A 13,692-nucleotide genomic window follows, 5' to 3' on the forward strand; every position below is an offset into this window, starting at 1 on the left:
TTTAAAATTGATTAGCATTTACCGTATTCAAGTCTTTTAATTGTTCTTTTAAACGATACATTAAGTTTAATCTTAATTTTAAATTACTAATAAGTGCATCTACAGTTAACTCGTCTGGACCTTCGTTTGTAAGCTCTATATTTAGACGTTTGTATTCTGATTTAAGCTCGTCTAATCGTTTTACATAACCATCAAACAGTTCTTTGTTTTCTGGTGTTAGTTTTACTTTAGACAGTTCTATATTAATATTAGCGAGATAATAATCTTCAACCTTTTTTAAGTCTGGAGAAATATCCCCAATTGTTTTTGTTTCAATAGGTGCTACATCTGTAACGGTAATACCTTGGGTATTTTCGGCATTAAAAAACTGAAAACCTCCAAAACATAAACCTAAAAACACGACAACACTTGCTGCGATAGACAGCCAATTAAATTTCTGTTTTTTCTTTTCTGGCAAAGCCGTTTCTAGTTTGTTTAGAAAACGTACTTCGTGACCAGATGGCATGCGCTCTGTAGACTGTTTGTTGTCTGCTTCAAAAAGGTCTCTAATATCTTTCGCCATAACTCTTATGTTTTAGTAATTCTTTTAATTTCACTTTTCCTCTAGACAATTGTGTTCGTGATGCGACTTGTGTTATGTTTAATATTTCGGAAATCTCCTCATGGTCGTAACCTTCTACTAAAAACAACATTAACACATACTTGTACTTGTCTGGCAGATTCTTAATTGCTGCCTTAATTTCGTCTAGAGTTGTTGTATCTTCTACTGTCCAATCGTTATTATCAATAGCATCAATTACTTTTAAATGAACGTCTTCTAAGGCAACCACACGCTGCTTTTTTAGTTTGAGATAATCGATACTTTTATTAATAACAATTCGTTTTAACCAAGCTCCAAAAGTAACGTCGCCTTTAAATTGATGCAGTTTCGAAAATGCTTTTATAAAAGATTCTTGTACTACATCTTCTGCCTCTGCGGTGTGGTTTACAAAACGTTTCGCAATACAATACATACCATCACAATACTGGTTATATAGTTGCAATTGTGCCTTGCGATTGTTTTGTTTACACAATTCAATAATATTTAATTGAACGACTTTCACTTAATGGTTTTTGGTTAGTTTATTTTCGAACTCACACTAAAGACGAGTCAAAACTTAAGATGTTGCAAAAAACTTATATTATTTTTTAAAGATAGCAACAAAAAATATTAAAATCGCGTTAAGGTATTGACCATCCTTAGCATTTAAAGTATCTTTACCACCTTGAATTAATCCTAATAAATTTCCCTATGAAACGGTTTATCGTTTTTTTACTTGTTATTATTTTCGCTATTGTTGGTTATTTCTATTTTACTAAAACTGGTATTTTTGAAGAACGAAAGAGTCCTAAAGACACCGTTGCTTTTAATTTGAACGATTTAAAATTAAGAATCTTTTATAATAGACCATCTAAACGTAATCGTGAAGTTTTTGGCGCATTAGTCCCTTTTAACGAGGTTTGGAGAACTGGAGCAAATGAGGCTACTACTTTTGAAACGAATAAAGCTTTAAAAATTGGTAACGATTCGCTTCCGGCAGGAAAATACACCTTATGGAGTATCCCAAACGATACCTCGTGGAATGTAATGTTTAATGCTAAACAATATAAATGGGGCGTTGACGAGACTATGAAACCTATGCGTATTCCAGAATTTGATGTTGCTAGCCTATCTGTACCGGTTCAAAAATTAGATAAACCTGTAGAGCAATTTACTATCGCTTTCGATAATTCTACAGATAACTTATCTTTAACCATGGCTTGGGATGTCGCAAAGGTTGTTGTGCCACTTAAATAACCACAGTTTTTAGATTTCCTCAAATTCTCGAATGTCAATTATAGCGCAATCGAAATCATAATAAAACAAAAAATATAAAATATAAAATAATAAGTTTTTCGCTTTCGCGGAAGTAATAAGAAATGGCTAATAAAAAATCAGCATTAAAAGAAAACGATGGTATTCCTACTCCAGAAATAACCAGCGATAATGCTATTTCGAAAATTAAAGAAAGCCGGAGACAGAAAAAATCGACTAACGATTTAGTAACAGCCATATTAAAAGGAAACATTACAGCATTAAGCCAATCTATTACTTTAGTAGAAAGTAAAAACACCAAACATTTAGAACAAGCCAATGCTATTATAAAAGCATGTTTACCGCATGCTAACAAATCTATACGTATTGGAATTACAGGCGTTCCTGGTGTTGGAAAGAGTACTTTTATTGAAGCTTTTGGTTCTTATTTAACTAGCATTGGCAAAAAGGTTGCCGTCTTAGCAGTAGATCCAAGTAGTTCGATTACTAAAGGGAGTATTCTTGGAGATAAAACTAGAATGGAAGATTTAGTAAAAGACAAAAATGCTTTTATTAGACCAAGTGCTTCTGGCACATCGCTTGGTGGTGTTGCTAGAAAAACACGCGAATCTATTATTTTATGTGAAGCCGCAGGATTCGATACTATTATTATTGAAACCGTTGGTGTTGGGCAAAGTGAAACTGCTGTGCATAGTATGGTGGATTTCTTCTTGCTATTAAAACTCGCAGGTGCTGGAGACGAATTACAAGGCATAAAACGCGGTATTATAGAAATGGCAGATGCTATTGCTATTAATAAAGCCGATGGCGATAATGCTAAACGTGCCAAACTAGCGAAAGTTGAGTTTAATCGTGCATTGCATTTATATCCAATAAAAGCCTCTAAATGGCAACCAAAAGTGATAACATGTAGTGCTATAGAAAATCAAGGTATTAAAGATATTTATAGTATGATTTCGGATTACTTAAAACTAACAACCGACAACAACTACTTCTATTCTAAACGAAACGAACAGAATAAATTCTGGTTAATACAAACTATTGAAGACCAACTTAAAAGTGATTTCTTTAATAATACTGAAATTAAAAAAGAACTTAAAAAACAATTAGAGCTTATTGAGGCTCATGAAACGACACCTTTTGTGGCAGCTGAGTATTTATTAGGATTAGGAAAATAATAACCGAAGTGGATAAGGCTGAAAACAAAATAGCACACTGGACCACTTGCCAAGAATGCAATGGACAAGGCAAAAAAAGCAGAAAACTAAGTAAAAAAGTAAGACGCCTTCACCAGATTGTTCTTAATGATTTTAAAAAATCAAAAACCACAAAACAAGTACCTACTCTACCCAAACGTACACTATACACTTGTTTAAACTGTTCTGGTTCTGGATTAATTTCATCTATTAACCCAACTAATGTAGACACAGAAAACTATCCACATGTTGCTATTATTGGTGCCGGAATTGGTGGAACTGCTTTAGCGGTTGCTTGCCTGCATCGTGGTATTCCTTTTACACTTTTCGAACGCGATAATAGTTTTAATTCTCGATCTCAAGGTTATGGCCTGACTTTGCAACAAGCCAGTAAAGCAATGAAAGGATTTGGTATTTCAAAACTAAAAGAAGGTGTCGTTTCTACAAAACACATAGTCCATACTACAGATGGAAAAGTAATTGGTGAATGGGGAATGCGAAAGTGGATGCCAACAGATACCAAAACAACCTCAAAATCTACAAACATACATATCGCAAGACAATCTCTACGTTTAGCCTTACTAGAGCAACTTGGAGGAGAAAAAGCAGTACAATGGCAACACCAATTAATAGATTTTGAAACACCAAAAGACGAAGGTGTTTCATTAAATTTCAAGGTTAACGGAAAACTAAAAAATATAAAAGCAGACCTTGTAGTTGGTGCAGATGGTATTAGAAGTACTATGCGAAAATTATTAATTGGTGAAGACAAAACACCTTTGCGCTACTTAAATTGTATTGTAATATTAGGCATTTGTCCATTAGAAGGCATTGAAGATAGAGATAATGCCTTATTAGATTCGGCTACGGTATTTCAAACGGCCAATGGTAACGAGCGTATTTATATGATGCCTTACACGACAAATTCAATAATGTGGCAACTTAGTTTCCCTATGCTTGAAAAAGATGCTAAAATATTAAGCGCCAAAGGACCTCAAGCATTAAAAGAAGAAGCTTACCGAAGAGCACAATGGCATAAACCTATTCCTCAAATTCTAGAAGCTACAGAAAGCATTCATATTTCTGGATATCCTGTTTACGATCGTGCATTATTAAAACCAAAACACTTAGAAAAAGAAAAACAAATAACACTTATTGGTGATGCCGCTCACCCAATGAGTCCGTTTAAAGGTCAAGGTGCAAACCAAGCATTGTTAGATGCACTTGCACTTGCTAGAGGCATCTCTAGAGGATGCAGACCGTTATCGCAATGGAGAACAGCTGGAATACGAGAAAGTGTATTAACAGACTTTGAAGCAGAGATGCTAGAACGCAGTGCTTCTAAAGTAAAAGATTCTGCTGAAGCTGCAAAGTTTTTACATTCAGATACTGTACTTGATAAAAGTGATAAACCTAGAGGCCGAGATTAGAAAAAACAAGCCTAATTAATAGATTACAATAACATAAACCTTCGCTAAAAACATAGTAAATATTTACTATTTACTAAAAACTTCCGCATCTTTGTTTAAAAATAAATACCTGTGGATTTTACAAGTAAAAAACTAATTATATTCGATTTCGACGGCACACTTATTAACAGCATTCCCGATTTAACTTTGGCTGTAAATAAAATGTTATTACATTATAATGCATCACCATTAACAGTACAAGAAGTTACACCATTTATTGGTAATGGCGCAATGCCACTTGTAAAACGTGCTTTAAAAAAAGCACTACCAAAACAAGAACTTACAGATGTCTTTTTAAAAGAAGCATTTACTATTTATTTTTCGGCATATACAGCAGTCACTTGCGATAAGACTTTTATGTATCCTGGTGTTTTAGAGACGTTAACCAAACTTGATAAAAAAGGTTATAAAATGGTAATTTGTACAAATAAACCATTTAGTTTTATTGCTCCTATTTTAGAAAAATTAGAGATAAAACACTTTTTTAAATCTTGGATTGGAGAAGACTCTTTATCTACAAAAAAACCAGATGCAGCTCCGCTTTTGCACTTAGCCAAAACACAAGAAATAGCTATTAAAAACTGCATTATGGTTGGTGACTCTAAAAATGATATTCTTGCAGCCCAAAACGCAAATATGGAAAGTATTGGAGTAAGTTATGGTTACAATTACAACGAAAACATTGCCGATTATAATCCAACAGTGGTAGTTGATTGTTTTTCGGACTTAGAAGCCCTTTTTTAGTATGACTATTAAACATGATGTAGGTATTATAGGAGGTGGTGTTTCTGGCGTTGTAATCGCACTACAGCTATCTGAATATGGTATAGATAACATTTTATTCGAACAAGAAGAAAGCGTGGTAAATGGTCCGCCATTTTGCCATTTGCATGCTGGTGGGAATTTGTATCCAGATATCTCCGACGAGCAATGTAGAATCCTCTTAAAACAATCGATAGAAATGGCGCGACTATTCCCGCAGTCTATTGATGAAAGACCTACATTTATAAGTATTCCTAAAACTGAAAAATACGCCGTTTCTCAAATTGAAAACCGACTAGATATGTTGGTGGATTATTATAAAACATTAATTGCTGACGATCCAGAAAATGAAATTCTTGGTGCTCCAGAAAATTATTATAAACTTTATAATAAAGAAGATTTACAAATTTTAGCAGAGCAACCTACAACAGCTGTCCCAAATACGGCAGATGAATGGATGTGTAACGCTATTAAATTAATAGATTATAAAAAATTAAAAACGCCTGTAATTTTAGTACAAGAATACGGATGGAATTTTTTTAGACTGGGAGCGCAAGCGCAATTAGCTTTAAGCAGCTCTAAGAAATGTACTTTAAAAACAAATACCGCTGTTACCGATATTAAAGATTTTAGAGATAAAAATCTAAATCATAATTGGGAAATACACACTAAAGACAACGTCTACGAGGTTAAATACTTAGTTAATGCTTCTGGCTTTAAAACGGGAGAAATTGATAATGCATTACATTTAAAATCCGAACGTTTAATTGAGTTTAAAGCTGCTTATGTTTCAAAATGGCAGCCTATTCCTGGATTAATTCCAGAATTAATTTTTCATGGAGAACGCGGTACACCAAATGGTATGGCACAACTTACGCCCTACCGTGATGATTATTACCAAATTCATGGTATGACTAACAATATCACCTTATTTAATGAGGGTATGGTACAGTCTAAAACCGATGATGCTCAGCCTGAGTTTAATTCTGAAATCGAACAAAAACTGTCTCGTGACTGGAGTCAAGAAGATATAAATACAAGAACGAATAATGCTATTGCTTTTGTGGGTAAATTTGTACCTTCATTTACAAGTGCAACTGTTGGAGGACCTCCTTTATATGGGGCACAACAAATTTTTGGTGACGATCCAAATTTAAGAGTTGGAGAAGTTCATTTTCCAAGTAAATTTTATGCGCGTAGCGAAATTATTAAGGCCTCTTCTGCCTTAACTGTTGCAAATCAAATTATAGAAAAAATTGTAGAGGAAGGCATTGCTAAGAAACGAACAAAGGAGTTACCAACTACTTTATTAAAAAGTATCTCGAAAACAGACATTGATGTTTTAGCAACAAAATTTGCCGTAGATAGAGGTTATCCTGAAGCACTATCGAAATTGGTTATTGATAAATAGTAACGGTTTTTGTTATAGATAGGTTTTAATTAAGGTTAAATTGTTTGCTTTGCTAGGCTTTTGTTTTACTTGACTTTGTCAGAAAAAACAACTAACTTCGTTTAACATCTGATATAAAACATTGAAACGCTTTTATATCAATGGAATATTGTATGCAATTTGACAACCAATGAACAAAGGATTAAAATATGGACTTCTGATTTTCGGAATTGTAATAATTACAGTTGTCGGATTTATTGGATTTGGACTTTACTCAATGGAAATTGAAGACCATTATGGCGACCTAAAAGAATTATATTATGATTCAAAAAGTGGAGATATAATACTGAATAAATCTACTTCTGAATTTGGAATAATCGAAAAAAACTGGAAACGTTTAAATATCCGAACTCATAAAAAAGATTCTACGGATTTATATAATTGGGTTTATCAAAACGGAATTGAAACCAAGGCGGAAATTTACAGACCGATAATTGAAACGGAAAACATAAATAGTTTGAATTATTCAGAGGTTGTTGACAAAATAAATGCTTCTGAAATGACTTTTATAAATGGAAATAAAAAAGAATAAAAACTGCATACAACACCGTATAAAAATAATTGCGGCTTAGTGCTTAATCAAAGGTCGTTGCGTGTTTGTAACGTCTGATTTTCCTTCGGAAAATCCTCGCATACAAACCCGCAACTATTCTTATACATAAACGTTAAACGAACCTTTCCAAAATCCATAAAAAAGCACAGTCTCAAAACTGTGCTTTTCACTTTTCTATTTTTACACTTAAGAGCTATTAATAAAATTCTTGTTACCTCTTGTACATTTTAGTCAACCATAAAAAACGGCCTCATACTAATTCTTTTGAGCTCTCATATCTTTTAATACAGTTGTTTATATACTGAAGCAAAACGAGTATTAGTAGGCTACAATTAAAGTACAATCACCTTCTTTTCTATGCTTTCGTTTTGCTTGACTTTATCAGAAAAACAACTAACTTCGTTTAACATCTGATAAGCAATATTGAAACGCTTTTTTATCAATGGAACTTTTCACTTAATGTCTAAGCATAGCCGAAAAAATAATAAATGAATATAATTGACTCTCTTTTTGGAAAAAAAAAGACTTTTAATCATCCTGTAATTGGGATTTTAAAAAGCCAAAGAATTAAAGGTAATAACTCTACTAAAAGTTACACTTGGCATGGAAATATAAAATTAAGTAACAAATTACTTGTAACAACTATTATCCTAGAAGGAAATAATTCAAGTCCTTTTGCTAATCACTTAAATTTTATAAGTCAGTTAATTCAGAATTGGGAAAGTGCGTATTTACCGAAAATTGAAAATGAAATTAACAAAATCGGGATTAATAAAATTGAAAAATATTCTAATTGGAAAAATGATTTTTACTTATCTGCAATCTATCCGATGAATGATAAAAGTAATGAATTTGAATTAACATTGGAACCGATAAATACAGATATTACAAACTCCATAAGCATCGAAATTAAAAATAATATTATTACAAAAGTTGAAAAATACGAGTAATAAAAAACGTAAGCACAACACTGTATATTAAAAATTACTATTTTATGCTGAACACTGTCAGTTGCTGTACTTGCTAGCTTCCAATTTTCCTATGAAAAACCTTAGCACACAAACACACAACTTTTTATATACATAAACGTTAAACAAACTTTCCTAAAACCCACAAAATAAGAATACTAAGAAGCAAAATGAATAACAACAGACTGTCAATAAGGTTAAATTGTACGCTTTGCTCTTCTTTTTTTTCTTGACTTTGCCACAAAAATCAATTAACTTCGTTTAACATCTTATAAAAAACACTTGAGCTTAAATTGGTTTAGTATTTAAACAATTTTTAATCAATAAAATAGTGTGTTTCATAAACAAAACAAATATGAAAAAACTGATATTTATATTCTTTTCTTTGATTTATTTAACAACTTTTGCTAATGACGGCGCTTATTACGCCTCTGGAAATCAATTAATTCCAATTTCGGAAAATGACGTTTCAATAACAAAGGAAATATTAACTCTTGAAAGAAGGATAGTTAACGACATTGAATATGTGTATGTAACCGTAAATTATACTTTTTACAATCCTAACTCTGAGAAAACAATATTGGTAGGTTTTGAAGCTCCATCTCCTGCTGGTGATGTTAATGGATTCCCTAAAAATGGAGCACATCCATATATGTCCAATTTTAAAGCAATTATGAATGGAGAGGTCTTAAAATTTGAAACCTCAATGGTAAATACAGAAAACTATTATATAGATAATCGCATCGATGCTAAAACTGAAAAGGAAGTTATTGGTGACGATTTTAATGCAAACGAACCTGATTTCTATTATGTTTATCATTTTAACGCGACATTTAAACCTGGTGAAAACAAAGTCATTCATACCTATAGATTTGAAATGTCTGGGTCAATTTCAGAAAATTACAGCTTTGATTATATTTTAACAGCGGCAAATAGATGGGCAAACAATCAGATTGACGATTTTACATTGAATATTGATATGGGACCTAATCAAGGTTTTGAAATAAGAAATACTTTTTTTAAAAACGAGAATGAATGGCTCCTTAATAATGGAAGAGCTTTAAGTACAAATAATAATTCTCTTAAATTCATTACAAACAAAAATGGAATCACTTTTAAAAAGAAAAACTTTCATCCAGAAGGTGAATTGTTTATAAAATCAATAAATGGTCCTATGAAGGAACACTATACCTCTTTTGATTCAAATTCTCATAATTTACCAAAAAAAATAAATTTAAAAAATACAGGCACAAATTCTATTAATGAAAAGTCCTTTAAGATTTTAAAAAATCTTCCTTTCGCTATTAGAGGTTACGTATTTAAGACTGAACTAATTCAAGATTATTATTTATCGCAAAGTTGGTATCAACCAAAAGTTGAATACAAAGCTAATTTGCAATCATTATTGTCTGAAGAAAAAGAATGGTTGAAAATAGTTAAATCGAAAGAATGGGATAAATAAAGAAAACACAACAGTGTATAAAGTAATCACGGTTTAAGACTAACTCCAAAACTCTATATTTACTTACTAAGTTTTGTAAAATAAAATGTGACATTTAAGGTTAAATCAAAATGCAGTGTTTATCTCTTACCCTTCGTTTCTTACACTAAACATTAAACGAACCTTTCCAAAATCCATAAAAAAAGCACCTAAGCTCAAAATATTCAGAAGTAAAACGAGTAATAATAGTCTGTAATTAAAGCTCGATTGTCTGCTTTGCTATGCTCTCGTTTTGCTTGACTTTATCAGAAAAAACAACTAACTTCGTTTAACATCTGATAAAAAACATTGAAACGCTTTTTTATCAATGGAATAGTTGTGCATAATTTGACCAAACCAAAATCTGAACTGATTGAAAAGAGTATTAATTGTTTTTGGAATTATAATAATTAGTTTAGAAATAGCTCTATATTTTTATTGGTACAAAGAATTAAAATTTATGGAATTCTTTGTTACACTAGGACTTTGTCATTTAGCTAATACAGCCATTTTTTTCGGATTTCTGACTGAAATACTAGCAAAAGAGAAAAGGGAATTGATAAAAAAACTATCAATAATTTTAGGCTTATCTTTTTTTTAATCCTTTATTTTAATGGTTCTCGAGTTCAAAACCGGATTGACAATGATGGAATCTTAACAAATGGAATTGTAATCGAAAAAAAGTATGGTGCGAAAACATCACCTTACTTGATAACTGAATTTAGCCATAATGACTTAAAATATGAATCACAATTAACAATACCTGATTCGCGAGAATTTGAAAAAATAAAATTAGGAGATTCTGTCTTAATTAAATTTGTCAAAGAATATCCAAAGATGATGAACAGAACAGAAAAACTATTGAAATAATAAAAACTATGCACAACACAGTATAAAAATAATGCTTAGTTTAGTTCTTAATCAAGAGTTCGTGAGCTTTTGTTACGTCTGATTTTCCTGCGGAAAATCCTCGCATACAAAACCACACTATTCTTATACGTAACCGTTAAACGAACCTTTACTAAATCCATAAAAAAAGCACCTAAGCTCAAAATATTCAGAAGTAAAACGAGTAATAATAGTCTGTAATTAAAGTTACACGGTCTGCTTTGCTATGCTCTCGTTTTGCTTGACTTTATCAGAAAAAACAACTAACTTCGTTTAACATCTGATAAAAAACACCTGTGCTGAACTTGATTCAGTATTGAAATGATTTTTTATCAATGGAATATTGTAAACAAGCAAAATGAACATTGAGCTAAAAGAAATATCAACCTTTTTTGAAACTGAATATCCATTAAATAAAGATGGGTTACGGAAACTACTTTCATCGTTCAAAATGGAAAATTTTAAGAAAGGAACGCATATTCTAAAGGCTGGAACGGAAGAAAAACATTTACGATTCCTAAATAAAGGCGCTATCCGAGAATATTATGCAACTTCTGATAAAGAGACAAATATTAACTTTTATACCAAACCTCAATTTATTACAGATTTATCTTCTTTTAACGCAGATTCCAAAACTAAAAAGCATCAAGAAACTTTAAGCCAAACCCAACTACTATCAATCGATAAAAGTGCCTTTCGTGAATTGCTGAATGAATATGATTGCGGAAAATCATTCATAGATTTATCATTTCAACAATTATTAAAGCAAAAAGAACTTTTTGAATATAACAGAATAACCAAAACTGCGGAGGAGCTTTATAATGAACTTTTTATTTATAGACCAAATTGGCTTGAGAAAATTCCACAATATCATATTGCGTCTTACTTAAATATTACACCAGAAACTTTAAGTCGAATTCGTAAACGTATTTCTTGATTCAAATCAATGAAAAATAAGCTGTAGTATTCTAATTTTACTTCTTAAAGCAAAATTATGAAAATACATCACTTACGAAATGCCACAATGGTCATAGAAACTAAAAATGAATTTATTTTGGTTGACCCAATGCTAGGAAAAAAAGCAACTGCTGGACCACCTTTTACTCTTTTTAGATTTAACCCCAAAAGAAATCCAATTCTCGATTTACCGTCTAATGCAAAGGAAATAGTAAATAAAACAACGCATTGCCTTATTACTCATTTACATCCTGACCATTTAGATAAAGAAGCAGAGACATTTTTAAAGTTAAATAACACACCGATTACTTGTAGTATTAAAGACGAAAAAACACTAAAAAAACGAGGTTTAAATATTGTTAACACAGTAAATTACTGGGAAGAATCCAAATTTTTTGATGGAACTATTAGAGGTATTCCTGCAAAACACGGTTACGGCTTTGTATCTAAACCAATGGGCAATGTAATGGGATTTTATATTCAACTTCCAAATGAAAAAACTATTTATTTAAGTGCTGACACCATTTACACAGATGACGTAGCTAAAGTCCTAAAACAATACAAACCAGACATTAATGTTGTTGCTTGCGGAACTGCACAGTTAGATATTTTTAAGCCATTATTAATGACAATGGATGATATTATTAAATTTACCAAAAATGCAACAGGAACTGTTATTGCAAATCATTTAGAAGCTGTTAATCACTGTCCGACAACTAGAGAACAATTAAGTAAAGAATTGAAAAAACATGGACTTATGGAAAAAACAAAAATTCCGAATGATGGAGAAACTATTGATATCGAATAAAGCAAGTTGCCAAAACCGTTAAACGAACCTTTCCAAAATCCATAAAAAAGCACCCAAGGCTCAAAATATTACGAAGTAAAACGAGTACTAATGGTCTGTATTTAGAGTTGCACTGTCTGCTTTGCTAAGCTCTAGTTTTGTTTAATTTGTTTTAGAAAAACCATTAACCTTATTTAACATCTAATTAAAAACAGACAGACTTGTCTGTTTTTAATATTTTTTTATATATTTGCAGTATGAAACATAGTGAAGTAAAAAATAGAATTACTGAAACAGCCTCATTTTTATTTTATAAGAATGGGTATAATTCTACAGGTATAAACCAGATTATTGCAGAAGCTGGTATTGCTAAGGCCACGCTTTACAATCATTTTAAATCTAAAGAAGAGATTTGTTTGGCTTATCTTCAATTTAAGAATATCAATTTTATTGAAGATTTTGAAAAGTTTACAACATCAAAACCAAAAGGAAAAGATCAGGTACTGGCTATATTCGATTTCCTTCGATTATTTTATCAAGATAAAGATTTCAATGGATGTTGGTGTATAAAAACGGTTTCAGAAATACCAAAAGACAATGAAATTATTAGGAATGAAATTCAGTCTCAAAAAAACGAATTTATTGCGCTTATAACAAGACTGATTACTAACAACCTTGAAGACGTAAAAAGCGAACAAGTGAATTCACTCGCAAGACAAATCTATTTACTGTACGAAAGCGCGGTAGGAGAAAGCCACTTACATCAAGAAGATTGGCCTATTATAGAGTCTAAAAATTTATGTGAAAAAATAATAGCTTAAAAAAATTTAAACAAACAAAGACAGACCTGTCTGTCTTTAAACAACAATTGATTATGAAAGAAAACAAAACATCAAGCGATTACTCAAAACTAGAATTAGGTGAATTCTCAAATTTGACTGAAAACGTTTTTCAACCAAGTCCAGATTTTAAACTAGAAGGCAAAAGGTTTGTAAAAGACGAATTAGGATTAACCAGCTCCGAAATCTCATTTAATACCATGGAAGCGCATACGGCCATTCCTCTCCTTCACAAACACAAAGAGAACGAAGAAATATATATTGGTGTTAAAGGGAAAGGACAATTACTTCTCAATGATAATTATGTAGATATAAAAGAAGGAACGATTGTAAGAGTCGCGACAGATACCGAAAGAGCTATCAGAAATAATTCGGACGCACTTTTCTCTTTTATAGTAATACAGGCCAAAGAAAATTCATTAGAAGGAAGTACTGTTTCTGACGGATACTTAATTGAGAAAAAACCAAATTGGAATTAATTAATATAA

14 protein-coding genes are annotated in these 13,692 nt (G+C 31.6%); 12 read left to right on the forward strand and 2 right to left on the reverse strand.

Going from position 1 to position 13,692, the window contains the following annotated elements; all coding sequences use genetic code 11:
* Position 1: 1 nt before the first annotated feature.
* Positions 2-562: a hypothetical protein gene (locus ASC44_RS16660; RefSeq protein ID WP_055448750.1), complete on the reverse strand. Its 561-nt coding sequence runs from the start codon at positions 560-562 to the stop codon at positions 2-4.
* Positions 546-1,103 carry an RNA polymerase sigma factor gene (locus ASC44_RS16665; protein ID WP_055448751.1) on the reverse strand — a complete coding sequence of 186 codons (558 nt, stop codon included), beginning with the start codon at positions 1,101-1,103 and terminating at the stop codon, positions 546-548. The genes ASC44_RS16660 and ASC44_RS16665 overlap by 17 nt, the downstream gene beginning before the upstream one ends.
* A 188-nt stretch (positions 1,104-1,291) precedes the next feature.
* Here ASC44_RS16665 and ASC44_RS16670 point away from each other — a divergent pair, with 188 nt between their 5' ends.
* The 12 genes from ASC44_RS16670 (at position 1,292) to ASC44_RS16730 (ending at position 13,683) form a co-directional block, all read left to right on the forward strand.
* Positions 1,292-1,837, forward strand: coding sequence for a DUF2911 domain-containing protein (locus tag ASC44_RS16670; protein WP_055448752.1), 546 nt, complete (start codon positions 1,292-1,294; stop codon positions 1,835-1,837).
* Positions 1,838-1,959: 122 nt separating this feature from the next.
* Positions 1,960-3,033 carry a methylmalonyl Co-A mutase-associated GTPase MeaB gene (gene meaB / locus ASC44_RS16675; protein ID WP_055448753.1) on the forward strand — a complete coding sequence of 358 codons (1,074 nt, stop codon included), beginning with the start codon at positions 1,960-1,962 and terminating at the stop codon, positions 3,031-3,033.
* A gap of 8 nt (positions 3,034-3,041) precedes the next feature.
* Positions 3,042-4,481 (forward strand): FAD-dependent oxidoreductase, encoded by a 1,440-nt coding sequence (locus tag ASC44_RS16680; protein ID WP_055448754.1) that lies wholly within the window; start codon positions 3,042-3,044, stop codon positions 4,479-4,481.
* Positions 4,482-4,592: 111 nt separating this feature from the next.
* Positions 4,593-5,264, forward strand: a complete 672-nt coding sequence (locus ASC44_RS16685) for a phosphoglycolate phosphatase (protein WP_055448755.1) — start codon at positions 4,593-4,595, stop codon at positions 5,262-5,264.
* Between the two features lies 1 nt (position 5,265).
* Entirely contained in the window at positions 5,266-6,693 is a 1,428-nt protein-coding gene (locus ASC44_RS16690; protein ID WP_055448756.1) for an FAD-dependent oxidoreductase, read from the forward strand.
* A gap of 169 nt (positions 6,694-6,862) precedes the next feature.
* Positions 6,863-7,264 (forward strand): hypothetical protein, encoded by a 402-nt coding sequence (locus ASC44_RS16695; protein ID WP_055446226.1) that lies wholly within the window; start codon positions 6,863-6,865, stop codon positions 7,262-7,264.
* 509 nt (positions 7,265-7,773) lie between these two features.
* Entirely contained in the window at positions 7,774-8,235 is a 462-nt protein-coding gene (locus ASC44_RS16700; protein ID WP_055448757.1) for a hypothetical protein, read from the forward strand.
* 373 nt (positions 8,236-8,608) lie between these two features.
* Positions 8,609-9,715, forward strand: a complete 1,107-nt coding sequence (locus tag ASC44_RS16705) for a YARHG domain-containing protein (protein WP_083476335.1) — start codon at positions 8,609-8,611, stop codon at positions 9,713-9,715.
* 1,264 nt (positions 9,716-10,979) lie between these two features.
* A complete protein-coding gene (locus tag ASC44_RS16715) occupies positions 10,980-11,558 on the forward strand; it encodes a Crp/Fnr family transcriptional regulator (RefSeq protein WP_055448760.1) in 579 nt (192 codons plus the stop codon).
* 57 nt (positions 11,559-11,615) lie between these two features.
* The gene (locus ASC44_RS16720; protein ID WP_055448761.1) at positions 11,616-12,386 is read left to right on the forward strand and encodes an MBL fold metallo-hydrolase; all 771 of its coding nucleotides are present in this window, start codon (positions 11,616-11,618) and stop codon (positions 12,384-12,386) included.
* A 236-nt stretch (positions 12,387-12,622) separates the two neighbouring features.
* On the forward strand, positions 12,623-13,186 hold the full coding sequence (locus ASC44_RS16725; protein ID WP_055448762.1) for a TetR/AcrR family transcriptional regulator: 564 nt from the start codon (positions 12,623-12,625) through the stop codon (positions 13,184-13,186).
* Between the two features lie 53 nt (positions 13,187-13,239).
* Complete coding sequence (locus ASC44_RS16730) at positions 13,240-13,683, forward strand: cupin domain-containing protein (RefSeq protein ID WP_055448763.1); 444 nt, start codon at positions 13,240-13,242, stop codon at positions 13,681-13,683.
* Positions 13,684-13,692 lie beyond the last annotated feature (9 nt).

The sequence above is a fragment of the Lacinutrix mariniflava genome, assembly GCF_001418015.1.
Classification (GTDB): Bacteria; Bacteroidota; Bacteroidia; order Flavobacteriales; family Flavobacteriaceae; genus Lacinutrix; species Lacinutrix mariniflava.

Bases quoted from the DNA above. Each gene is read 5' to 3' on its own strand.
- ASC44_RS16660 (WP_055448750.1), bottom strand. From the start codon at position 562: ATGGCGAAAGATATTAGAGACCTTTTTGAAGCAGACAACAAACAGTCT.
- ASC44_RS16725 (WP_055448762.1), top strand. From the start codon at position 12,623: ATGAAACATAGTGAAGTAAAAAATAGAATTACTGAAACAGCCTCATTT.
- ASC44_RS16720 (WP_055448761.1), top strand. From the start codon at position 11,616: ATGAAAATACATCACTTACGAAATGCCACAATGGTCATAGAAACTAAA.
- meaB (WP_055448753.1), top strand. From the start codon at position 1,960: ATGGCTAATAAAAAATCAGCATTAAAAGAAAACGATGGTATTCCTACT.
- ASC44_RS16690 (WP_055448756.1), top strand. From the start codon at position 5,266: ATGACTATTAAACATGATGTAGGTATTATAGGAGGTGGTGTTTCTGGC.
- ASC44_RS16705 (WP_083476335.1), top strand. From the start codon at position 8,609: ATGAAAAAACTGATATTTATATTCTTTTCTTTGATTTATTTAACAACT.
- ASC44_RS16730 (WP_055448763.1), top strand. From the start codon at position 13,240: ATGAAAGAAAACAAAACATCAAGCGATTACTCAAAACTAGAATTAGGT.
- ASC44_RS16715 (WP_055448760.1), top strand. From the start codon at position 10,980: ATGAACATTGAGCTAAAAGAAATATCAACCTTTTTTGAAACTGAATAT.
- ASC44_RS16695 (WP_055446226.1), top strand. From the start codon at position 6,863: ATGAACAAAGGATTAAAATATGGACTTCTGATTTTCGGAATTGTAATA.
- ASC44_RS16670 (WP_055448752.1), top strand. From the start codon at position 1,292: ATGAAACGGTTTATCGTTTTTTTACTTGTTATTATTTTCGCTATTGTT.
- ASC44_RS16700 (WP_055448757.1), top strand. From the start codon at position 7,774: ATGAATATAATTGACTCTCTTTTTGGAAAAAAAAAGACTTTTAATCAT.